Annotated in this window: 18 protein-coding genes and 1 pseudogene; 11 read left to right on the top strand and 8 right to left on the bottom strand. The window is 55.7% G+C overall.

The features are described 5' to 3' along the window. The first annotated feature begins 173 nt into the window (after positions 1-173). Positions 174-3,095, top strand: coding sequence for a DEAD/DEAH box helicase (locus BLU25_RS05090; RefSeq protein WP_016781305.1), 2,922 nt, complete (start codon positions 174-176; stop codon positions 3,093-3,095). 754 nt (positions 3,096-3,849) lie between these two features. Here the strand turns inward: BLU25_RS05090 and BLU25_RS05085 are convergent. The 5 genes and pseudogenes from BLU25_RS05085 to BLU25_RS05065 form a co-directional block, all read right to left on the bottom strand. After that, positions 3,850-4,140, bottom strand: a complete 291-nt coding sequence (locus tag BLU25_RS05085) for a type II toxin-antitoxin system RelE/ParE family toxin (protein ID WP_016781304.1) — start codon at positions 4,138-4,140, stop codon at positions 3,850-3,852. Beyond that, on the bottom strand, positions 4,133-4,378 hold the full coding sequence (locus BLU25_RS05080; RefSeq protein WP_016781303.1) for a type II toxin-antitoxin system ParD family antitoxin: 246 nt from the start codon (positions 4,376-4,378) through the stop codon (positions 4,133-4,135). The genes BLU25_RS05085 and BLU25_RS05080 overlap by 8 nt, the downstream gene beginning before the upstream one ends. A 393-nt stretch (positions 4,379-4,771) precedes the next feature. Then, positions 4,772-5,914: a hypothetical protein gene (locus BLU25_RS05075; protein WP_016781302.1), complete on the bottom strand. Its 1,143-nt coding sequence runs from the start codon at positions 5,912-5,914 to the stop codon at positions 4,772-4,774. A 66-nt stretch (positions 5,915-5,980) separates the two neighbouring features. Then, positions 5,981-6,874, bottom strand: a complete 894-nt coding sequence (locus BLU25_RS05070; protein WP_016781301.1) for a nitrilase family protein — start codon at positions 6,872-6,874, stop codon at positions 5,981-5,983. A 197-nt stretch (positions 6,875-7,071) separates the two neighbouring features. Further along, positions 7,072-7,344, bottom strand: a pseudogene (locus BLU25_RS05065) (amine oxidase); the annotation flags it as partial. Between the two features lie 389 nt (positions 7,345-7,733). Between BLU25_RS05065 and BLU25_RS05060 the strand changes: the two are divergent. Beyond that, positions 7,734-9,335 carry an ABC transporter substrate-binding protein gene (locus BLU25_RS05060; RefSeq protein ID WP_016781298.1) on the top strand — a complete coding sequence of 534 codons (1,602 nt, stop codon included), beginning with the start codon at positions 7,734-7,736 and terminating at the stop codon, positions 9,333-9,335. Positions 9,336-9,422: 87 nt separating this feature from the next. Here BLU25_RS05060 and BLU25_RS05055 read toward each other — a convergent pair whose 3' ends face one another. The 3 genes from BLU25_RS05055 to BLU25_RS05045 are packed head-to-tail and all read right to left on the bottom strand — an operon-like array spanning position 9,423 to position 11,787. Further along, a complete protein-coding gene (locus BLU25_RS05055; protein ID WP_016781297.1) occupies positions 9,423-10,490 on the bottom strand; it encodes a maleylacetate reductase in 1,068 nt (355 codons plus the stop codon). Continuing rightward, on the bottom strand, positions 10,465-10,914 hold the full coding sequence (locus BLU25_RS05050; protein WP_016781296.1) for a nuclear transport factor 2 family protein: 450 nt from the start codon (positions 10,912-10,914) through the stop codon (positions 10,465-10,467). Before BLU25_RS05050 ends, BLU25_RS05055 begins: the two co-directional genes overlap by 26 nt. 39 nt (positions 10,915-10,953) lie before the next feature. Continuing rightward, positions 10,954-11,787 (bottom strand): dioxygenase, encoded by an 834-nt coding sequence (locus tag BLU25_RS05045; RefSeq protein ID WP_016781295.1) that lies wholly within the window; start codon positions 11,785-11,787, stop codon positions 10,954-10,956. A gap of 169 nt (positions 11,788-11,956) precedes the next feature. Here BLU25_RS05045 and BLU25_RS05040 point away from each other — a divergent pair, with 169 nt between their 5' ends. From BLU25_RS05040 to mmsB, 9 genes are all read left to right on the top strand, one after another. Next, a complete protein-coding gene (locus tag BLU25_RS05040) occupies positions 11,957-12,871 on the top strand; it encodes a LysR family transcriptional regulator (protein WP_016781294.1) in 915 nt (304 codons plus the stop codon). Positions 12,872-13,098: 227 nt separating this feature from the next. Then, the gene (locus BLU25_RS05035; protein WP_016781293.1) at positions 13,099-14,538 is read left to right on the top strand and encodes a sugar porter family MFS transporter; all 1,440 of its coding nucleotides are present in this window, start codon (positions 13,099-13,101) and stop codon (positions 14,536-14,538) included. A gap of 55 nt (positions 14,539-14,593) precedes the next feature. Beyond that, positions 14,594-15,490: an intradiol ring-cleavage dioxygenase gene (locus tag BLU25_RS05030; protein WP_016781292.1), complete on the top strand. Its 897-nt coding sequence runs from the start codon at positions 14,594-14,596 to the stop codon at positions 15,488-15,490. Positions 15,491-15,533: 43 nt separating this feature from the next. Further along, positions 15,534-16,406, top strand: coding sequence for a sugar phosphate isomerase/epimerase family protein (locus BLU25_RS05025; protein WP_016781291.1), 873 nt, complete (start codon positions 15,534-15,536; stop codon positions 16,404-16,406). Between the two features lie 68 nt (positions 16,407-16,474). Then, positions 16,475-17,470 carry an inositol 2-dehydrogenase gene (iolG, locus tag BLU25_RS05020; protein ID WP_016781290.1) on the top strand — a complete coding sequence of 332 codons (996 nt, stop codon included), beginning with the start codon at positions 16,475-16,477 and terminating at the stop codon, positions 17,468-17,470. A 50-nt stretch (positions 17,471-17,520) separates the two neighbouring features. Beyond that, on the top strand, positions 17,521-18,612 hold the full coding sequence (locus BLU25_RS05015; protein ID WP_016781289.1) for a Gfo/Idh/MocA family protein: 1,092 nt from the start codon (positions 17,521-17,523) through the stop codon (positions 18,610-18,612). Positions 18,613-18,718: 106 nt separating this feature from the next. After that, complete coding sequence (chvE, locus tag BLU25_RS05010; protein WP_016781288.1) at positions 18,719-19,789, top strand: multiple monosaccharide ABC transporter substrate-binding protein; 1,071 nt, start codon at positions 18,719-18,721, stop codon at positions 19,787-19,789. A gap of 44 nt (positions 19,790-19,833) precedes the next feature. Next, entirely contained in the window at positions 19,834-21,369 is a 1,536-nt protein-coding gene (gene mmsA, locus BLU25_RS05005; protein ID WP_016781287.1) for a multiple monosaccharide ABC transporter ATP-binding protein, read from the top strand. Further along, positions 21,366-22,556, top strand: a complete 1,191-nt coding sequence (gene mmsB / locus BLU25_RS05000) for a multiple monosaccharide ABC transporter permease (protein ID WP_016781286.1) — start codon at positions 21,366-21,368, stop codon at positions 22,554-22,556. Before mmsA ends, mmsB begins: the two co-directional genes overlap by 4 nt. Positions 22,557-22,570 lie beyond the last annotated feature (14 nt).

Raw genomic sequence — 22,570 nt, 5'->3', positions numbered from 1 at the left:
TGTAGTAATACGTCAACATTCCGACTTGCATCCTGACCCAAAGATCAATTTATCAAGCCTGCTTTGTCTGCAGACTGAGTATTTTGGCCAATTGACTGTTACTGGGCGTGATGGTATTTAGCCATCAGAGAGAGGGGAAAACTTTCCCTCAACTGGAAGTATGAAAGGATTCTATGACGCTCAACCTAGATATGTATGCTGATAACCTAGTTTATAAAAGCTGGGTAGATAATCCATTAAAAGTAATTGCTCCAAGCGCGATTAATAATAATTTCGGCTTTCGAAAGCCTCAAATGGCTGCAGTATTTACGTCGCTTGCGCACCTGATATCTTCTCCGGCAAAGCCGGCCACGGTAGTGATGCCTACAGGCACTGGAAAAACAGATACTATTATTGCAATAGTTTTAGCTGGTTGCTTCGAAAGAACACTAGTTGTCGTACCATCTGATGCACTTCGGCGCCAGACAGCGGATAAATTTCTTGAGTTGAAAAACCTTCGCAAAATGGGGGCTATCGGGGATGCTGTACTAGCTCCTGTAATTCATTTAATGAGTGGCTTACTGAATGATGGTGATTTTGAAAAAATCATTGCTAGTAATATTGTTATCTCTACTCCAAACGCTCTGGATTTATGCGATGACGCAACGTTAGCCAAGTTAGTGGCTGCTTTTAGTAATCTAGTTGTCGATGAGGCTCATCACGTAGCAGCGAGAACCTGGTCTAAGATTAAACGTGCTTTTGATGGTAAGCCATGTCTGCAATTTACGGCTACTCCTTTTCGAGAGGATAAAGCTGCTCTTGAAGGAGATATAATTTACAATTACCCACTTAAAGATGCTCAGAGTGATGGATATTTCCAAGATATAGAGTTTCACCCTGTAAGAGAGTATCAATCTAGTCTTGCCGATCAAGCAATTGCCGACAAGGCAATTGAGTTGCTTCGAAAGGATCTTGCTGAGGGGAAAGATCACATTTTGATGGCTCGCGCCAAAACAATCACAAAGGCCAAGCAGATATTTAGTATTTACAAAGCGCATGATGATTTATGTCCTGTTCTTGTACATAGTAAAAGTGGTGTTGCTGATGGATTGATAAATGATATCAAAAGCAAAAAGCACCGCATCATCGTTTGCGTAAATATGCTCGGAGAAGGGTTTGATCTTCCAGAGTTAAAGATAGCCGCTTTGCATGATCAACATTGTAGTCCAGCCATTACGCTGCAATTTATTGGTCGCTTAACGCGAGTGGATGCAAAGTTGGGGGCTGCTAAGTTTGTCGCTAATATTGCCAATCAAAATGTAGATGGTCAAATGTCAGCCTTGTATTCTGAAAGCGCGGATTGGAGCTCTGTAATTAAAGATGTAAGTGAGAAAAAAATATCTCGAGAGTTGCAGCGTGAGGCCTTCAATGCTCAGTTCGATGATGTTGAAGATGGAAATCAAATACTTGCCTTAAATCCTGCGCCTAATATTAGTGCAATTGCATATTCAGTTTTGCCCGTTGACTGGCTACCCTTTGGCGCAAAGGAAATGAACTCTGCTGGTGAAGAGGTTAGACTCTATACGGTCAGCGAAAAACAAGATCTGGTGATGGCGGTTACGCGCGAAGAGTGTTCTGTGGCGTGGGCTAATACAGAAGAAATATCTTCAGTTAATTGGTATTTGTATCTTGCATACTATAAAAGGGAAACAGGTACGCTGTTTATTAACTGCTCTGGGGATGAAAGGCAAGCGTTAAAATTTAAAAATAGAATTTCCCGTAAGGCTGTAAAAGTTACTGGTGATAAGACGTTTAGAGTCTTGCATAATATGGAGCTCTTGAAGTTCCAAAATATTGGACTTACCCGTGGTACGCGTGATCTAAGGTTTACAATGCACGTAGGACGGGATGTTACTGCTGTGCTAGGTGATTTGGAAGACGGTACGGCAATTAAATCTAATATTTTTGGTATTGGATTTGAGAACGGTGATAAAAATACTGCTGGATGTTCTGCGAAAGGTAAAATTTGGAAAATGGATTCTGACTCCATTGATGGTTGGACAAGCTGGTGTGATGCCGTATCAAAAAAAATCAATGATGATAAGATAAATACTAAAGATATTCTTGAATATGTGGTTCGCACGGAGCCAATTGTCGGGAAGTGGCCTAAGGGGCTTTTTTTTGCGGATTGGCCTGAGACGATATATATAGAAAATGAACGTCGTACTTATGTTGTCGTGGAAGGGGTTAAGTATAGTCTCATGGATCTCTCTTGTGGTACGCCTGTATATGTTGGCGAGAAAGAGTTGTCCATTCCTGTATTGAAAGAAGATGTTGAGGTGTTCTCCATACAGCTAGTGCTTGTGCAGGATGGGTATCAGGTTGTTTGTAATAATGTTGAAATAATATTCAAGGGTGGGATGAGGTTTTCTGACTACCTAGAAAGCAACCCGCTGAAACTGTTAAAGACCGATGGTTCTGTAATTTTAGGGAACTATAGAAATTACTGTCCGAAAACGCTCAATGTATTGCTACCCGCTAAGCTACTAAGTAGTTGGGACTGGAAAGGCGTACGGATAAATAAGGAGTCTATGGGCAAGCTTGGAGAGCTTGATACCGTACAAGGGTTTACCTTTACTAAGATAAAAGATGGCTACGACATTGTTTTTAATGATGATGGGGCAGGTGAGGTTGCGGATTTAGTAGCGATTCGTGAAAATGCCGATCATATACAAGTGGATTTCTATCACTGCAAGTATTGCAGGAAAGGGGATGTGCCTGGTGCTCGGGTTGAAGATACATATGTGATCTCTGGGCAGGCAAGTCGCTCTGCAAAATGGCTTCATAATGGGGGGGAGTTATTTGGCCAGTTATTGTTTAGGTACAGTAATTCGTTGGAAAGTGGTTTCAATCGGCTGCTGAAGGGCGATGCAGTGCAACTTGATATCTTGAAAAATAAATGCAGGGATTTGGAGCTGAGATTGGGTTTTTATATAGTGCAGCCTGCTATCTCGAAAGCAAAAATATCTGATGAAATGCTAGCGGTTTTGGGAACAAGCTATTCATATGTAAAAGCAATTTCTGGAACTGAACTTAAAGTCATCGTAAGCGCATGAGTCGCAGGCTCTCTTGCCTAGATTTATGAGCTCTAACGAAATTCTCGTTTGGTCAGAGAAGAAATATAGTAACAAAAGCTTTCATAGAACTTGGGTTTTCGTAGGTGTTCAGCCTCAGGTTGTGTGATAGGCAGTGGTCCGTAGGGGGAAGGCTTGCTAGAAATTCCGAAAAAACCCTACCCTGCAGGCCGCTGTTGAGCATTTACAAAATCACGAATTGTCGCGGTGTTTAAGCTCCTGAGTGGCTTTAAATACTTTTGGTTTGTTTGCCTGGCATAACACTGGGAGAGACAGAAAACCTCAGTGACTTTTCGAGTGACATCGTTACTCGGTATCCAGCAGCGTTGGGCGTCGTTGCAGCGAGCGCCTGTTGCTGGAGTCCCGTATTTACTGGCGCTGAGTAAGTCCAGCTTGAATGGGGTGCTAGGGGTCGAGTGTTCGAATCACTCCGTCCCGACCATATTATTCAATGACTTAGCCCAATCTGTGAAGGTTGGGCTTTTTCATGTCTGCGAAATACCCCCACTAAACCCCCCACCAATGGCGGGGCTGTCACAGGCCGTTGTCTGATGGAATGAGGCAGGACTCTGCTGCTGGGTGATTAGTTGCGAAGGTGTGCTCGCCACCACCGCTACAAATGTTGACGCAGTGCCTCCCCATATGCTCAACGAATTATCGAAATAACCGGCAACTGTGACCAAATACTGATCACGCATGGCAGCATGCCAAGGGTATGGGGGAGTGATCGGAAGACTTACAGATGCCGCAGCGAATCCATCCGGTCGTGTAGAACACGAATAATGGCAATCCCATAAGCTGTAATGCGGAAGTAGACCATGTGCTGCTCAACACGACGACGGCGATAGCCTAGTCGAATGTGATCACAGGCCGGAGCTGTTTTAGGCTGCTCCGCCAGTTCGGCAAAAGCAGTTGTCAGCATGTCGATGTAATGATGAGCCTGAGCCACGTTCCATTCCTGCGCGGTGTAACGCCAGATCCCTTCAAGATCTGACTCAGCCGCAGGAGTCAGTCGATACTCAGCCATGTGCAGTCAGCATTCTCTTTTTGAACGCATCAGGGTCGAAAGCACGAGGTTGCCCGCTGGCCTCACCTTCGCGCAGCGCGGCACGAATGGCATCAACCTCAGCGCTGCGCTCCTGCTCACGACGGATCAGATCACGAATGTACTCGCTGTCATTGGTGTAGTGCCCAGCTTCAATCTGCGCTTTGATCCAGCCATCCTGTTGATCAGTCACCGTAATGGTTTTACGCACAGTTCCCATAATTCAACCCTCAGATTAATACTCAATAGCGAGAATATTATCATACTATTGATGCTATTTTACGCAGATAAAATGAGCGGCCAGATCAAATCCCCCAAACTGAATCGCCCTTAGGCTAGAAGCTCCCCGAACGGCTCGATTCTCGACGATCAGGACAGGCTTCAGCGCATCGATGGGCTGGAGGGGCAGTATTACCGAGTGATCTCGACGAAAGTTTGTTGATTACCCTGCACCGCCAGATGAGCGTTGAAGGAATGCCTGCGCTGATGGTGAGCGCTGCTAAAGGTACAGTTGGGATCTCTGTACGTTGATTCAAATGTATGTGCTTTGACTTTGAGTGAGGGGCAGGCCCCAAAAAACCGAGGCCTTCCGAGATTTCGACAGGTTTTAAAGCTATTCAGCAATCATAAAACCGATCACAGGCAAGATCACCAAGGTACTGATTGCCATCGACAGCACATTGCCGATATAGGGATGCAGGTACTTGGGTAATTGCTGCGCAATGGCACAGGCCAGTGGCGGTGCGATCAGGGCACCGAGCAGTGCGCTGGCGATCATCACCGTAAAACCACCGCCATAAGTCAATACCGCCGCAGGCACGACTGAAACCAGTGGCACATACGTGGGATACCAACCACGTTTCTGCCATTGCCGGCGCCAGACAATGACGCCCACCAATGAGGTCAACGCTTGCGCAGCGAGCATAGGCAACAGCAGCCCAGAGCCATAGGCAGGGCTTAACGGGCTCAAGGCGTAAGCCAATAGCACACCCGCCAGCATGCCCAGGCTGGCCCACTCATTGCCATAAAAGGGCGCTTCGGAAAAGTCCGCCAGTACGCGACGTAATGTCCAGATCGCGCCGTAGTTCGGCTTTTTCTCAGGAGTTATGGGTAGATTTTCTGGTTTTTGCTCATGCTTGGGTGTCACCAGCGCGGGAAATCGCTGACACAACACAAAGGCCGCCACACTGCCCAGTGCCATGCCTAGCACATTGCCAATCACTGCCGGCAAGCCCAGGGGCACGCACACGAAGTTCACGATCAGCAGGCAGGACGGCGTGACCAGCAGCGCACCCAGAATTGCGCCATTGAGGGTGACTTTCCAGCCGGCACCAAAGAACAGCACCATGGCTGCGGGTAATGACACGAAAGCGGCGAAGGTGGGTTGCCAGGTGTCAGCGGTCAGGGTCCAGCCCCACAGGGCATTGCTCAGTAGCAACCCCAACAGTGAGCTGGTCACTAACCACGGCCATAATCCCGAGCCATAGCTGATGCTAAACCCTTGCCAGGATTGGGCGTAGCGGCTGGCCCAATAACCCAGCGCGCCTCCGAGTAACAAGCCCAGTGAGGCGAGCTCATGCTTGTAAAACGCTACTTCGCTGATATCGCCAAGCACCCAGCGCAACCAGGCCCAGGGGGAGGGCATGCTGTTCATCATGTCGCTGTAGGTGGGCCAGCAAGCGGTGCTGGTTGCGCAATACCCCACGGCCACCCAGGCGGTTACTGCGCCAAACATCAGCGCAATGCCAATAAGCATAATCAGCAGACGTGCAGCAGATCCTGAAACTTCTCTTGCAGATGTATGTTCCATGACTGCCCCCGATCAACGCGGGAAGCGGAAGTGATGGCCATAGCCAAGCATCTCGTCATATACATCGACGCGGCGGTCACGGAACAGGTCGTTCAGGTTGTTCCAGATGGGTGCGCTGCGCGCGGTAGACAGGTCGATATCGGCATACAGAATGGTCTGCTCGTCCGCCGGGGCCACTTCCCCGATGGGCCAGCCATTGGTGCCTGCAATCAGCGAGCAGCCCAGATAGCGTGCATCCTGCTCCTGACCAATCCGATTGGCGGCGGCGATAAAGCCATTGTTAACGTGTGCTGCGGTCATCGTCAGATAAGTGGCCATGCATTTGCCGGAAGCATCGAACAGCGGCGGTGGCGTCCAGACCCAATTGTTCAGGCTGCAAATAATGTCGGCGCCTTGCTGAGTCAGCAGGCGGGGTACTTCGGGGAACCAGATATCCCAGCAAATCAGCAGACCAATGCGTCCGATCGGGGTTTCAAATACTGGGAAACCGATATCCCCGGGGGTGAACCAGAGTTTTTCCTGGTTCCATAAATGCGCTTTGCGGTATTTGCCGATATAGCCGTCCGGTCCCAGTAATACCGCCGTGTCAAACAGCTGCATATCGTCCTGTTCGACCAGGCCTGCAACCAGATACACCTCATATTCCTGAGCAAAGCGGGTCCATGCCTGAACGCTGGGGCCATCTGGAATGCTCTCAGCGTGGTTGAAGGCATCCTGGCGATTGGCAAATAGATAGCCCGTGTTGGACAGCTCGGGCAGCACAATCAGATTCGCTCCGTTTTCGGCCGCTTGTGCAGCCAGCTCCAGGCTCATGTCCAGATTCGACAGACAATTATCGGTGCCCACTTGCGGATCAAACTGGATAACTGCAACGCGTACCGGGCTGACTGCGACAGACTCGCTCATGACTGACACCTCTTCTTGTTGTGTTGTTATGGGGCCACCTCATGGTGGCCATTTAGTAGGAAGAGTTACCCGTGCCAGCGTCTATCGCCGGATTCCTCTCAGGCTGTAGTCCGTAGGCGTAAATTTTGAGCGACCTGTATGTATGGACTACATGAGGAGAGGTGTTGGCGCGTAGACAAGCTGTTTAATTGCCAACCTTAGGGGCGTGCCTGGTACGCCGGATAGTCAGCCAGCGTAAAGCCTCCGTTGAATTGTGCGTGCGTGGTATGGCACAGGTGGATGACGGCATCGATCGCGCCACGCAAACAAGGCTCGGTCCAGCCCGCATCGACGGAAAACGACTCTCCGGATAAATACAGGCCTGAGACATGGGCATAGTCGCGGTTGTACTTCATCAAGCTAACCGCTTCGTAATAGGTGCCTGCGCGATACAGCTTGGCGCATCCCAGGGCATTTTTGTCGGTGATCCAATCGTCACGGTTCACGCTCCTACGATGCACAGGTTTTTGGAAATTGGCTGAAAATGTAGGGGCAGGTTGTGAGTGAGTGGAGTTAGATAGTTACTACCTGAAATCATCGTGTCCATGCAGGAGCGGGGAGATCCTCGCAGTTAGCTGGAAGGCGCAATCGGCATCATCATCGATGGCTTCTCAAGCACGTTCAGCGGTAACTGAACAATCGAATGGACGCCGAAGATACGGCTGCCGAGATTTTGTTCCAGGTGTTGGCCTCATGCAGTGACCTGGAAACCCTGCAGGCGCACGCGCCACTCGACTGATACGCCGCCACGGCGGTACTCTCGCCGGGCGCCGCTGGCGTTTGTGCCGCTGCTTCTACACCTGCCATTTTTGGGGTCTCCATGGACAGAATCGCCTTCAAACCGCTCCTCCTTGCCGCTGGCCTCCTGGCGTTTATGCCTATTGCCCATGCCGCCAGCACGCTGGTCTACTGTTCCGAGGCCAGCCCGGCCGGCTTCGACCCCAGCCAATACACCAGCGGCACCGATTTTGATGCTTCCGCCGAAACCGTGTTCAACCGCCTGACCCAGTTCAAGCGCGGTGGTACCGAAGTCGAACCCGGCCTGGCCACCCGCTGGGATGTCTCCAAAGACGGCCTGGCCTATACCTTCCACCTGCGGGAGGGCGTCAAGTTTCATACCACTGATTTCTTCACCCCGACCCGGGATTTCAACGCAGATGACGTGCTGTTCACTTTCACTCGCCTGCTGGATGCCGAGAGCCCGTTTCGCAAGGCTTACCCCTCCGAGTCGCCCTATTTCACCGATATGGGCCTGAACACCACGATCAAGAGCGTCGACAAAATCGACGACCACACCGTGCGTTTCAACCTCAACAACGTCGATTCATCATTTGTACAAAACCTGGCCATGAGTTTCGCCTCGGTGCAATCGGCCGAATACGCGGCGCAATTGCTCAAGCAAGGCAAGGCCGAAGAGATCAACCAGAAACCGGTGGGCACCGGGCCGTTTGTGTTCAAGCGTTATCAGAAGGACTCGCAGATCCGCTATGTCGGCAACAAACAGTATTGGAAGCCCGAGGATGTAAAACTCGACAACCTGGTCTTCGCCATTACCCCGGACGCGGCCTCGCGCTTGCAGAAACTCAAGGCCGGGGAGTGCCAGGTCAGCGGCTACCCGCGGCCCGCGGATATCGAAGTGATGAAGCAGGATCCCAACCTGCGGGTGCTACAACAACCCGGGTTCAACCTGGGCTTTCTGGCCTACAACGTGACACATGCTCCGCTGGACCAGCTCAAGGTGCGCCAGGCCCTGGACATGGCCATCGACAAGCCGGCGATCATCAAGGCTGTGTACCAGAGCGCCGGGCAATTGGCGCAGAACGCCTTGCCGCCGGCGCAATGGTCGTATGACCCGACCATCAAGGATGCCCCCTACGACCCGGTCAAGGCCCGGGCGCTGTTAAAAGAAGCCGGGGTTGCCCCGGGCACCACCATCAACCTGTGGGCGATGACCGTGCAACGCGCTTCCAACCCGAATGCGCGCATGTCGGCACAAATCATCCAGCAGGATTGGGCCAAGGTAGGGATCAAGGCCAATATTGTCAGCTACGAATGGGGCGAGTACATCAAGCGCGCGAAAAATGGCGAGCACGATGTGATGATTTACGGCTGGACGGGCGACAACGGCGACCCGGATAACTGGCTCGGCGTGCTCTACAGTTGTGCAGCGGTCAAGGGCAGCAATTACGCCAAATGGTGTAACCCGCAGTACGACAAACTGGTGCAGCAGGCCAAGGTCAGCAACGACCGTGAGCAACGCATCCAGTGGTATCAACAGGCACAGAAAATCCTCAAGGAACAGGTGCCTATCACCCCCATTGCCAACTCGACGGTGTTCCAGCCCATGCGCAAGGAAGTGACCGACTTCAAGATCAGCCCTTTTGGGCTGACGCCGTTCTACGGGGTCAGCCTGGACAAGTAGGCGGCATCAGCTGTCACGCAAAGGCCCCCCTGCCCAAGCGGGCAGGGGGGCTTTTGCAGGGCAGCAGGCAAGTGCTTGCCTGCGGGGTTATCGGGGGCGCACACCTTCGTAGGCGTCCTGGAGCAGTTGTCGAATGGCCTTTGCTTCGATCGGGCGCGGGTTCCAGTACGGGTTGGACAGGGCAATATCTGTGGCACGGTCCAGATCGGCCTCGCTCAGGCCCAGGTCCTTGAGCCGGGTGGGCGCACCCAGTGAGCTGGACAGGTCAAACAAGGCCGCCGCAGGGCTGCAATCCTTGACGTTCAATGCCCGGCAGATGCGTGACAGGCCAGGTGCCGCCGACTGGTTGTAGGCAATGGCGTGTGGTAGCACGATGGTGTGGGTCTGGGCGTGGGGAAGATTGAAGCTGCCGCCCAGGGTATGGCAAAGCTTGTGATGCAACGCCATGCCCACGTTGCCCAAAACCGTGCCGCACAACCAGGCGCCATACAGGCAGTCCCCCCGTGCATTAAGATCGGCCGGGTTGTGACGGATGACCTTCATGCCTTCGGCCAGGGCCCGAATACCTTCTTCAGCCATCAATGACATCACCGGGTTGCCATCTTGGGCATACAGGCCTTCGGCTGCGTGGGCGATGGCATTCATGCCGCTGGTGATCGACATCTCGACAGGCAGGCTGACCGTGAGTTGGGGGTCGTAAATCACGGTTTTTGGCAGTACCCGAGGATCTTTGCCGGTGCGTTTGAGGCCATTTTCGGTAAGGCCGAAAACGGGCGTCATCTCGGAACCGGCGTAGGTCGTCGGTATGGCGAGGATCGGCAGGCCCGAGTCCATTGCAATGGCCTTGCCCAGCCCGGTTGTAGAGCCACCCCCGATGGCCACGGCGCAGTCGGCTCCCAGTTTGCGGGCCACTTCCCGGGCTTGCTGTGCCGTTTCGACAGGAACGTGCATCACCGCCTTGTCGAAGATGCCGGCTGCCCGGCTACCGAGCAAGTTCACCACCTGTTCGGCCTGGGCATGTTGTTCCGCCGTGCAGAGAACCAGAGCTCGCCTGGCGCCTAGCCGATCGATTTCCGCCTCCAGTTGTTGCAGTGAACCCTGGCCAAATATGACGCGTGACGGCTGGCCGTTATAGATGAATGGGGGCGTTGACATAAGGCAGGTCTCCAGAGGTAGCGGGCGGGGATGGGGCAGGGCGCTGGGCGACCGGGGTGGGCTGATAGGCCAACAGTTGCCAGCGCTCTCCCGTTTTGGTCCAGACGCTCAGTGTTTGGTTGTTGAGGCTCTTGGCCACGCCGTGGGACACGATATCGGCCGACATGTGCCCAAAGGCCAATGCGATATCGCCGTACACGCGCACGTCATGCACGGCGTGATCGATGCGGTGATAGTGGTAAAGCCCGTTATGGCACTTGTGCAGGTAACGGCTGAGATCGTCTTGCACGCCATTGGAGTGCACATAGACCAACTCGGGGTGGGCCAGGCGCTTGAAGCTGTCAAGGTCGCCCTGCTGCATCGCCTGATAGCGCTGGTTTTCCAATGACGCAATCAAGGCGGTAGTGGCTGAATCGCTGTTCATGCTGACCTCGGCGGGTAGATAACAGTGCAGTGATGCGGCCTACTCGTTCGCCAGAACGAAATCGAAGGCCAGGGTGTAAAACGGTTCATTGCTGAACGTGCCTGCAGGGGTCATACCGCCCGGGTGGCGTTGCCACTGCGTAATAAGTGAGGAGCGCACGCCAAATAACGGGTCCGAATCCAGGCAAGGGTCGTCCTGGCGAAACACCTGGGTGGTCAGCCGCTGATAACCGCGAGCCTGCACGGTGAACTCAAGGTGCGCAGGGCGCCTGTCCGGTCGGTTCAACGCGGCAAGCAACTGGCCTGCAGGGCCATCAGGAAGAATGCGCGGGTTGTCCGGCAGGGAGGTACAAAAGTGATAGCGCCCCTGTTCATCGGCTTGCAGCAGGGCCCGCTCGATGTGGCGGGTCGCATGGGTGCAGCCAGGCTGGACTTCCAGCGTGGCATGGGGGATGGCGTTGCCCCTGGTATCCAGCACGGCACCGCGCACATAGCCTTTCGGGGGCGCGGCACCGGCACTCAGATCAGCGCCTGGATTGAGGTGCAGGACGGGTTGTGCCGATGGCGCATGGAACGCCGCCGTCTCGGTGCAACCTGCAGGCTTGCGGTCATTTTGCGCAAGCACCAGGGTGGAAAGCCCAAGCACATGTGACAACAGTGCAAAGTGCTGGCGCTGTGGCGTGTTGGCTGCACCGGTCTGGGCAAGAAAGTCGATGCCGCGTTGCCATTCCGTTTCTGTCAGTTTGGTATCGCGGGCAAAGGCGTGCAGGTTTTGCACCAGGCTGGTCATGATTTCGCACAAACGGGTGTCGCCGATAGCGCTGTTATTGGCCAGCACGGCTTGGGTGATGGTCATTTCGTCCAAGTTGCGCATGTTGACTCCCAGACTATGTGCGCTCTGTAGTTGCCTGGCCATCTCAAGTAATGGCGGCGGATTGGCTTCTCTGCCATAGCGCCGCACGTTATAGTTCCGCAGAATGTAAGAAAAGGCCGTATATGGAATTCTTTATTTCATATATGAAAGAATAAAAAAGGAGTACGCCTTGGATCGACTGACCGAACTTGAACTTTTTGTATTAACAGCTGAAGTGGGGACCTTGACCAAAGCAGCCGAACTGCTGGGTTTGTCCAATGCGGCAGCCAGCCGGCATCTGGTGGCTCTGGAGCAGCGTCTCAATGTTCGTTTGATCGACCGCAACACCCGACGTCTGGCCCTGACCAATCTGGGCCATCAGTTCTACGGCAGCTGCAAAAGTCTGCTGGGCGAGTTGAAGGAGGCCGAGGCATCGCTCAACGAGTCGCTGGTACAGCCAGTGGGCACGCTGACGGTGACCGCGTCGATTTCGTTTTGCATGTTGCATATTGCACCGCTGATTCCGGCCTTTCGCAAAATGTACCCGCACATCACCCTGAAGGTGCTGGGGGAAAACCGCTACTTCGACATCATCGACAGCGATATTGATCTGGCCATCCGAACCAAGGAGTACGAGCCCGATTCCAATATCACCATCCGCCGCCTGGCCGAGACGCGCCGCGTACTTGCCGCATCGCCCGGTTACCTGCAGCGCATGGGCACGCCTAAAACCATTGACGACCTGGCCCGCCACGACCTGTTGATCTATAGCCACGCCAATCAGCCTCGTGTCATGCGCTTCACCCAAGGCAAGGACGAAGTGGCGTTCAAAGCCGAGCCCATCATGGAAACCAACGATGGGCAAATCGTGCGGGCTGCGGCACTGGCGGGCGGGGGGATTCTGGTGCAACCCAAATACATCATTAATGCCGATCTGGTGGCGGGGCGTTTGATTCCGGTTCTGGACGATTGGGACTTGCCCAGGCTGACCATTAACATGGCGTTCCAAAGTCGTCGGTATATGCCGGCCAAGTTGCGAGTGTTTATCGAGTTCCTGTTGGCCGACTTCAAGAAACATGAACATGAGCGTTACTGGACGCGTTAATGCCGTTATCCGCTGCGCGGCGCTGACGGCTGTTTGTTCAGACGAACTTGCATAAGCGCCGGACCCCTTTCAAGGCACTGCATTCGACAGTGCCCACCCGTGATCGTGATCTTCAGTTTTCCACCAGGTGGAAAACACATTTGCCGATCGCGCATTTGTTTTCCGATTCAATCGCAGTAGTCTCACCCCCACTGAGCGAACACATAAATTCAATAAAGGTTGACCTCATGTCGAATCACCCAACCACGGCGAGTGCGTCGTCGAAAATTCTTTGGCGCATCGCCGCCATCACGACCATGGGCTCGCTGGCATTTGGTTATGACACCGGCGTGATCTCCGGCGCGTTGCCATTTATGGCGCTCGATGCCAGCCAGGGCGGTTTGGGGTTGAACCCTGTCTCTGAGGGGCTGGTGGCATCGGCGCTGATTTTTGGCGGGGCCTTTGGCGCCTTGTTTGCCGGGCATTTGTCCGATCGCTATGGCCGCTTGGGCGTGCTCAAGGCGCTGGCGGTGTTGTTTGCACTGGGAGCGCTGGGCACCGCCGTCGCGCCGACGCTGTGGGCCATGGTTGCCACCCGTTTTATCCTCGGCATTGCCGTCGGCGGTGCGTCTTCTACTGTACCTGTGCTGATCGCCGAGCTGGCGGCACCACGTCATCGCGGGCGGCTGGTGTGTCAGAGCGAGGTCATGATCGTTTCCGGGCAATGCCTGGCCTATATCGCCAGTGCCAGTTTGGCGCACTTGTTCGACAGCCCGTTAACCTGGCGCTTTATGCTGGCCATCTCGCTGATCCCGGCCGTGCTGCTGTATGTCGGCATGAAATTGGTACCTGCATCGCCGCGCTGGCTGGTGGGTAAAGGCCGGGTTGATGAGGCCAGAACTATCCTCGCAGGTATCCGCGATACGCAGGCCGAGGTGAACAGCGAGCTGACAGAAATCGTCGAGCAATGTGTCAAGGAACAACGCCAAGGCACTGGCTTGAGCGCACTGAAGGAGCCGTGGCTGCTCAAGCTGCTGGGCATCGGTATTGCCTTGGGGTTTGTCCTGCAGTTCACCGGGGTCAATGCCTTTGTGTATTTCACCCCGATGATTCTCAAGGAAACCGGCATGGGCACCCACGCAGCCCTGGTGGCCACCATCGGCAATGGTGTGGTCTCGGTGATCGCGGCCTTGATTGGCATGTGGCTGATCAATCGCATGGGGCGGCGCTCGATGCTGCTCATGGGGCTGATTGTGGTGGTGCTGGCGCAAATCTTCCTCGGCGTAGTGATCAACTTCATGCCGCACTCGCTGCTGCAGAGCTACATGGCTTTGTCCGGGGTGCTGGTGTTTCTGTTTTTTATGCAGATGTGCATCGGCCCGGTCTACTGGCTACTGATGTCAGAGCTGTTCCCCAACCATGTCCGGGGCCTGATGAACGGGATTGCAGTCAGTCTGTTCTGGGTGTTCAACGCCATCGTCGCCTTCCTGTTCCCTGTGTTGCTGAGCGAGATGGGCGGCATGACGTTCTTCCTCTTTGCGCTGATCAATATCGGCTCGATCATCTTTTGCACCCTGTGGCTTCCCGAGACCAAGGGCATGACCCTGGAGCAGATCGAACAGCATATGCAGCAGCGTCTCAGCGGGCGCAGATGGCGTGCGGGCGAAGCCAGCGCCAACCTCTACTGAGCTGACAGCCAGTGCTGCACCCGACTTCAACAATAATAAACAAGGACATCACGCCATGACTGTGTACTCGGATAACCAGATCCCGGTAGGCGGGCTCTTCGAAGAAGAACGCTCGGCCGACATCGTCAATGCCCGGATCAGCGACCAGGCCAACCCGCGTTTGCGTGAGGTGATGGCAGTGCTGACCCGGCACCTGCATGCCGCGATCAAGGAAATCGAACCCAGCCACGACGAATGGTTGCGGGCCATCGAGTTCCTGACCCGCACCGGGCAAATGTGCACGGACTGGCGCCAGGAATACATCCTGTTGTCGGACGTGCTGGGGGCCACCATGCTGGTGGATGCCATCAACCACCGACGCCCCAAGGGGGCGACCCCGAACACCATTCTGGGACCGTTCTATGTGGCCGATGCGCCCCGCTATGAGAACGGCGCCAATATTTGCCTGGACGGCAAGGGCGAGCCGACCCTGGTCAGCGGTCGGGTGCTTGATACCCAAGGCAATCCGATTGCCGGGGCAACCCTGGATATCTGGCAAACCAACGACGACGGCTTCTATGACGTGCAGCAAAAAGGCGTACAGCCAGATTACAACCTGCGCGGCCTGTTCACCTCTGACGTCGATGGCTTCTACGCCTTTCGCACGGTCAAGCCACGGCATTACCCGATCCCGGCCGATGGCCCGGTGGGCCAGTTGCTGGGCGAGCTGGGGCGTCATCCCCACCGCGCCGCGCACTTGCACTTTATCGTCACGGCGCCGGGCTTCGATCAGGTTATCACCCATATCTTCACCCCCGATTGCCCGTACTTGCATGAAGACACGGTATTTGGCGTGAAAAAAGAATTGATCGCCGAGTTCACCCGCCAAACCGACCAGGCCACAGCCCGGCGTTATGACCTGCAAGTCCCCTTTCTGGCCGTCAACTGGGACTTTGTCCTGAGCCCGGCCTGAGACAGCGGCCTTTCGTTTTAAACACCTCACAAAAGTGATCGTCATGCCCGACAAATCTGTTGAATTGCTTGCTGCTTATTGGACCCTCGCGGGTGATACCTACCCGGGCGCGCCCAGCGAGATCAGCCCTTTTTCCCTGCAGTCGCGCGCCGAAGCGGCCGCCCGGACCGGCTGGCGCGGCATGGGCCTGGTGCACGCCGACCTGGTACATAACGTCGCCAAACTGGGGCTGCCCACGGTACGCAGTATCTTCCAGGATAACGGTATCAAGCATCTTGAAGTCGAGTTTCTGACCGATTGGCACCTCGATGGCCCGCTGCGTGCGGCCTCGGACAAGGTTCGCGATGAGCTGCTGGAGATTGCTGGCGAACTGGGCGCGCGCAGCTTGAAGGTCGCCGGTGGTTTGTTTGAAGAGGGCCCGCCCGATATACCGCGCATGCGCGATGCGTTCGCCGTCCTGTGCGACCGGGCCAGGCCTTGTGGCGTCAACGTGGTGATCGAGTTTTTACCGTTCTCCAGCGTCAACACCATTGATCGCGCCAAGGCCGTTACCGAGGGCGTGCGCCCCAACGGTGGCTTGCTCGTCGACACCTGGCATGTAGCGCGCGGCGGCATGAATTTTGACGAAATCGCCAAGTTGCCGCTGGAGCTGATCAAGTCCATCGAGCTGGACGATGCCAGCCACGCCATTGTCGAGTCATTGCTCAATGACTCGACCCATCATCGCAAGTTATGCGGCGAAGGGGATCTGGATGTTCCCGCGTTTATCCAGCAGGTTGTCAATGTCGGTTATCGCGGGCCGTGGGGCGTGGAACTGATCAGTGCCCAGTTGCGCAAGCTGCCGTTGGACGTTGCGGCCAAAAGGGCCTTCGACACGACGATGGCGCAGTTTGAAAACATCCAGTTCCCGGCTTGATGCACTGGCAATAACCGATTTTTCCTTGGCTACAACAACGAACAATAGCGTTTTCAGGAGAGACAACTATGGTGGGTATCGCAGTTCTCGGCGCCGGTCGTATCGGCAAGATTCACGCAGCCAACGTGGCAGCCAGCAAATTCGCAACCCTGGTCGTGGTCGCAGACCCCTTCGCCGATGCCGCTGCCAGCCTGGCCGATGAGCTTGGCACGCAAGCCATGACCGACTGTGAAGCGGCCATTGACCGGGCCGATGTCGACGCCATTGTGATTGGCACCCCGACCCACACCCATATCAACCTTATGCTGCGTGCGGTACGCCAGGGCAAGGCGGTATTGTGCGAAAAACCGATCGACCTGGACATGGCCAAGAGCCTGGCGGCAGTGGAGGAGGTGGAGCGTCTGAATGGCCGTGTGATGCTGGCCTTCAACCGTCGTTTCGAAAGTACGTTTGCCCAGATGCGTGCGGCCATTGACGCCGGCGATATCGGTGAAGTGCGCCAGGTGATCATCAGCAGCCGTGACCCGGGCCTGGCCCCGGAAGACTACATAGAGCATTCGGGCGGCATTTTCCGTGACATGACCATCCACGACCTCGATATCGGCCGCTGGTTGTTGGGCGAAGAACCGGTCGAGCTGACGGCCATTGCCAGCCGTCTGATTGACCCGGCGTTGATGGAGAAATACGACGACTACGATACCGCGATGGTGCAGATGCAAACGGCATCCGGCAAGCAGTGCCATATCAACAATTGCCGCCAGGCGGTCTACGGCTACGACCAGCGTATCGAAGTGTTTGGCTCAACCGGCATGCTGCAGATGGATAACCTGCGTGCGACCACCATTCGCCGCTGGAGCCAGGACGTGACCGATGCGCGCGAGCCGTTGCTGAACTTCTTCCTTGAGCGTTATCAGCAAGCCTACAAGTCCGAGCTGGATGCTTATATCGATGCACTGGTACACAAAAAACCGATGCCAACCACCGTACAGGACGGGCTCAAGGCGCTGCAGTTGGCCGATGCCGCCGTAGAGTCGGTCAAGACCGGGCGTGCAGTCAGGCTCTGAGGCCACCTCATTGATTCGGATATTTACACCAGAACATCAGGAGAACCGTTATGTCCTACCAACTTGAGAGTGGCACCCCCATTGGCGTGGCATGCCTGGGGATCACTCACCCGCACACCTCGGGTCGGGTAAAAGCGTTCAAGCGCATGGCCGACGTGCAGTTTCTCGGGGCCTATGATGACAGCCCGCTGCTGGCGTCGTTCTGCGAAGCGCTGGGCCTGCAGGCCCGCAGCATGGAAGCAATCCTCGCCGACCCCAATGTGCATGTGGTGCTGGTACACCCCAAAAGCTACCTGATGGCCGAGTGGACCATTGCCGCCCTTGAGGCTGGCAAGGCGGTGCTGTGCGAGAAACCGGCCGGGCGTGGCACTCAGGACACCCGGCGCATTGTCGACGCGGTCGAGCGTACCGGCGGGCTGTTTCAGGTTGGTTACTGCTGGCGTTACGCGCCGTCGGTTGAAAAGATGCAGCAAGTGCTGCAAAGCGGTGAAATCGGCAAGGTGTTGCAGGTGCGTGCCCACGCTGGTTGCTCCCATGATGAGGCCGATACCAACCACATGAAACAGCCGGGTGACCGTGGCGGGGCTTTTTATGTGATCGGTTGCCACACCATCGACCGCATCCTGCTGCACTTTGGCAAACCGCGCTCGGTCAATGCGCGGATCAGCAAGTTCGCCGGGCAGATGAGCGAGTCAGCGCGTGAAGATGCGGTCGGTGCGGTACTCAACTACGACGACAAGCTGATCACCATCGACTTTATGTCCTGGGACCCCATGCCCTGGACCGAGAGCTGGGACATTACCGCCTACGGCACCCACGGGGTGATGCATTCCACGCCGATGCCGGCCTCGTACAAGCTCTACCACGATGGCAAGAACGGCCATCAGCAAGGCTGGACGCATTGGAACGAAAACAGCTTTCCGGAAATCTGGGCAGTGCGCAAAACCGTGTACTCCCCGGAAATCGCCGAAATCGGCAACCCGGTGTACTTCGACCGCGAGGCCGCAGCCTTCACCCGATCGCTGCGCACCGGCAGCCCTTCGACGGTGCCTGCCACACAGGCGCATGACATCAACGTGATCCTCGAAGCCCTGTTCGAGTCCGCCGATGCTAACGGCCAGGAAGTTCACCTGGCGTTGTAAAACCTGCGCAGTCCCGGTACGCGAAGTGCCCCTTCGGCTCGATTTATTCGAGCCGATAGGGCCGCTGCGTCCCTGAGAAACACAACAACAAGAAAGAGAGGACGTTATGCACACCATCATCAAGCTTGCAGCAGCCGTGGTACTGGGGTTGGCCGTCAGTGCCTGCTCCAAAAGCGAGAGCAGTGACAAAGGCACCATCGGCATTGCCATGCCCTCCAAAGCCGAGGCGCGCTGGGTTTCCGATGGCAGCAACATCGTCGATTCGCTGAAAAAGCTGGGGTATGACACTGACCTGCAATATGCCCAGTACGAAGCCCCGACTCAGCTGTCGCAAATCGAAAACATGATGGTCAAGGGCATCAAGGGCCTGATCGTTGCGCCGATTGACGGCACCACGATGGCCGATGTGCTCAAACAGGCGCGGGAGAAGGGGATCAAGGTCATTTCCTATGACCGTTTGATCCGCAATTCCAAGGATTTTGATTACTACGTCACGTTCGACAATTACCGCACTGGGGTGTTGCAGGGTGAGTCGCTGGTCGAAGCCCTGGAATTGAAGCAGGGCAAGGGCCCGTTCAATCTGGAGATTTTTGCCGGCTCCACCGACGACAACAATGCCCATGTGGTGTACGCCGGCGTGATGTCGCAAATCAAGCCGTATATCGACAGTGGCAAGCTGGTTGTGCGTAGCGGCCAGCAAGACATGGATAAGGTCGCCACCCTCAACTGGGACGGTGCCCTGGCCCAGGCGCGCATGGACAACGTGTTGAGCGCATTTTACAGCACTGCCCACCTGGATGCGGTGCTGGCCATGAACGACCAGATCGCCAATGGCGTGGTGTCATCCCTGCGCGGCGTGGGCTACGGCAACGGCAAGTCGGCGATGCCGATTGTGACGGGGCAGGATGCGGAAATCTCCAGCATCAAGTCCATCATTCGTGGCGAGCAGAGCTCGACGATTTTCAAGGACACCCGCGTACTGGCTCAAGCCGCGGCAGACATGATGGATGCCGAACTGAGCGGTAAGACCGTGGTGGTCAACGACAGCACCTCCTATGACAACGGCTCGATGATCGTTCCGACCCAACTGCTGATCCCGCAGCTGGTCGACAACCAGAACTGGCAAAAAGTGCTGGTCGACGACACCCATTTTTACACCCTTGAGCAGTTGCGCTAGTTGATTGCGTTGTCTGCGGCCAGCCGCCAGACAGGAGAGCGAAAATGAGCCAAACGATTCTCGACATGCGCAACATCCGCAAGTGCTTCGGCCCGGTCAAGGCGTTGAGCGGGGTTAACCTCAAAGTGGGCGACGGCGAGATCCACGCCATTTGCGGAGAAAATGGCGCGGGCAAATCGACGCTGATGAAAATCCTCAGCGGCGTTTATCCCCACGGCAGTTTCGAGGGCGAAATCCACTTCGATGGTTCGCCCAGATGCTTTCAGGACTTACGCGACAGTGAAGCGCTGGGGGTCTGCATCATTCATCAGGAACTGGCGCTGGTGCCGATGCTGTCGATCACCGAAAACCTGTTTTTGGGTAATGAGATCTCTCGCCACGGTGTGATCGATTGGCATCAGGCCCATGCGCGCGCGAATGACTTGCTGGCCAGGGTTGGCCTCGATACCCGGCCGCAAACCCTGGTAGGCAATCTGGGTATTGGTCAGCAGCAATTGGTGGAGATCGCCAAGGCCCTGGCCAAGGATGTGCGCTTGCTGATCCTGGACGAGCCGACTGCCAGCCTCAATGAAAAGGACAGCGATAGGCTGCTCAAGCTGATGCTGGAGCTCAAGAGTCGTGGCATCACCTCGATCATCATCTCGCACAAACTCAACGAAATTGGCCGGGTCGCTGACCAAATCACGGTTATCCGTGACGGCACCACAGTCGATGTCATCGATTGTCGTGATGTCGGCATCGATGAGGGGCGGGTGGTCCGTTCCATGGTCGGTCGCGAACTGTCAGACCGTTATCCCGCGCGGGTGGCTGCGATTGGCGGGGTTCTGTTTGAGGTCCAGGGCTGGTCAGTGGGCGACCCGGCGCGCCCTGAGCGCGACCGTATCCGCAACGTCAACTTCCATGTGCGCCGTGGCGAAGTGGTGGGCATTGCCGGCTTGATGGGGGCCGGGCGTACCGAGTTTGCCATGAGTGTTTTTGGTCGTTCCTATGGTGTGAACATTCGCGGCAAGGCGCTGCTGGAAGGGCGTGAGGTCGACCTGGGCAACGTGCGCAAGGCGATCGATCAGGGCCTGGCGTATGCCACGGAGGATCGCAAGGGCGCGGGCCTGGTGCTGGGGGAGAGCATTACGCGCAACACCAGCATGGCCAATCTGGCTGCAGTGTCCAGCCGTTGGGTGATGAACGAGCTGGCCGAGACGGCGGTGGCAGTGGAGTACCGCTCACGTCTGCGTATCCGCAGCGCTGACGTGACTCAGTCGGTGGAAAAACTCTCGGGTGGCAACCAGCAAAAGGTAGTGCTGGGCAAATGGCTGTTTGCCAACCCCAAGGTACTGATCCTTGATGAGCCTACCCGCGGTATCGACGTGGGGGCCAAGTACGAAATTTATGGGGTGGTCAATCAGGTGGTCAGTGAGGGGCGAGGCGTGGTGATGATTTCTTCGGAAATGCCGGAACTGCTCGGAACCTGTGACCGTATCTATGTGATGAATGAAGGCCGTTTTGTGGGCGAGTTTGCGATAGCCGAGGCATCGCAGGAAAAAATCATGCACGCAATCATGAGAAATGAGGTGATCCAGTGAGCGAAGCCAGTATGTCTCTCTCATCCAGGGCCAATGCCCTGACAGCGTTCAAGCGCGGCGCCCGTGAATACGGCCTGTTGTTGTCGCTGATCGTGATCATGGTGTTCTTTCAGGTGGCCACTGGCGGGGCGTTGTTGCAGCCGCTCAACCTGACCAATCTGCTGCTGCAAAACAGTTATATCGTGGTCATGGCGTTAGGCATGCTGATGGTGATCGTGTGCGGGCATATCGACCTGTCGGTGGGCTCGGTGGTGGGCGTGGTCGGTTCCATCGCGGCGGTGCTGATGGTCCAGTATCGCCTGGATTTCTTCACCGTCACCGTGATCTGCCTGTTTACCGGTGCCGTGATTGGTGCGGCGCAAGGTTACTGGGTAGCGGTCTGGGGCATGCCGTCTTTTATCGTGACCCTGGCTGGCATGTTGATCTTTCGCGGTGCCACGATTGCCATTTCCCAGGGGCAATCAATCGGTCCGTTTCCGCCAGAATTTGCGGCGATCAGTTCGGGGTTCATTCCAGACTTCTTTGCCCATGAGCATCTGCGCATCACCTCATTGTTGCTGGGGATCGCCGTGGCCGTGACCTTCTGGGTGATCGAATACCGCAGCCGTGCGCGTATCCAGAACAGCGGCGGCAATGTTGCGCCCCTGGCCATGTTTGCGCTGAAGAACGGCCTGGTTGCCGGCCTGCTGGTGTACTTCTGTTACCTGCTCTCCACCTATCGCGGCATTCCGACGGTACTGGTGATCATGAGTGTATTGATCGGGCTGTACACCTTCATCATGAACCGTACCGTGATCGGCCGCTGGGTCTATGCGGTCGGCGGCAACCTCAAGGCAGCCAGGCTGTCGGGCATCAATACCTCACGGGTAACCTTCTTCGCCTTCGTCAATATGGGCGTGCTGGCCGCTGTGGCGGGGCTGATCTTTGTCGCCCGCCTCAACAGCGCGACACCCCGCGGTGGCACCGGCTTTGAGCTGGATGTGATCGCTGCCGTGTTTATTGGCGGTGCCTCGGCATCCGGCGGTGTGGGCAAGGTGGTGGGCGTGGTGATCGGCGCATTCATCATGGGCGTGCTGAATAATGGTATGTCGATCATGGGTATCGGTATCGATTACCAGCAAATGATCAAGGGTGCTGTATTGCTGGCGGCAGTGTTCGTGGACGTTTACCAGAAAAACAAGGGTTGATATGCCGGGCATGG

The organism is Pseudomonas fragi (genome assembly GCF_900105835.1).
GTDB lineage: Bacteria > Pseudomonadota > Gammaproteobacteria > Pseudomonadales > Pseudomonadaceae > Aquipseudomonas > Aquipseudomonas fragi.
Note: the sequence above shows the minus strand (reverse complement) of the source record. Positions and strands in the feature narration are given on the sequence as shown.

Excerpts from the sequence above, each read along its gene's own strand:
- BLU25_RS05025 (WP_016781291.1), top strand. The coding sequence starts at position 15,534 with ATGCCCGACAAATCTGTTGAATTGCTTGCTGCTTATTGGACCCTCGCG.
- BLU25_RS05045 (WP_016781295.1), bottom strand. The coding sequence starts at position 11,787 with ATGCGCAACTTGGACGAAATGACCATCACCCAAGCCGTGCTGGCCAAT.
- mmsA (WP_016781287.1), top strand. The coding sequence starts at position 19,834 with ATGAGCCAAACGATTCTCGACATGCGCAACATCCGCAAGTGCTTCGGC.
- chvE (WP_016781288.1), top strand. The coding sequence starts at position 18,719 with ATGCACACCATCATCAAGCTTGCAGCAGCCGTGGTACTGGGGTTGGCC.
- BLU25_RS05070 (WP_016781301.1), bottom strand. The coding sequence starts at position 6,874 with ATGAGCGAGTCTGTCGCAGTCAGCCCGGTACGCGTTGCAGTTATCCAG.
- BLU25_RS05015 (WP_016781289.1), top strand. The coding sequence starts at position 17,521 with ATGTCCTACCAACTTGAGAGTGGCACCCCCATTGGCGTGGCATGCCTG.
- BLU25_RS05055 (WP_016781297.1), bottom strand. The coding sequence starts at position 10,490 with ATGTCAACGCCCCCATTCATCTATAACGGCCAGCCGTCACGCGTCATA.
- BLU25_RS05075 (WP_016781302.1), bottom strand. The coding sequence starts at position 5,914 with ATGCTTATTGGCATTGCGCTGATGTTTGGCGCAGTAACCGCCTGGGTG.
- BLU25_RS05030 (WP_016781292.1), top strand. The coding sequence starts at position 14,594 with ATGACTGTGTACTCGGATAACCAGATCCCGGTAGGCGGGCTCTTCGAA.
- BLU25_RS05060 (WP_016781298.1), top strand. The coding sequence starts at position 7,734 with ATGGACAGAATCGCCTTCAAACCGCTCCTCCTTGCCGCTGGCCTCCTG.
- BLU25_RS05085 (WP_016781304.1), bottom strand. The coding sequence starts at position 4,140 with ATGGCTGAGTATCGACTGACTCCTGCGGCTGAGTCAGATCTTGAAGGG.
- iolG (WP_016781290.1), top strand. The coding sequence starts at position 16,475 with ATGGTGGGTATCGCAGTTCTCGGCGCCGGTCGTATCGGCAAGATTCAC.
- BLU25_RS05090 (WP_016781305.1), top strand. The coding sequence starts at position 174 with ATGACGCTCAACCTAGATATGTATGCTGATAACCTAGTTTATAAAAGC.
- BLU25_RS05080 (WP_016781303.1), bottom strand. The coding sequence starts at position 4,378 with ATGGGAACTGTGCGTAAAACCATTACGGTGACTGATCAACAGGATGGC.
- BLU25_RS05035 (WP_016781293.1), top strand. The coding sequence starts at position 13,099 with ATGTCGAATCACCCAACCACGGCGAGTGCGTCGTCGAAAATTCTTTGG.
- BLU25_RS05050 (WP_016781296.1), bottom strand. The coding sequence starts at position 10,914 with ATGAACAGCGATTCAGCCACTACCGCCTTGATTGCGTCATTGGAAAAC.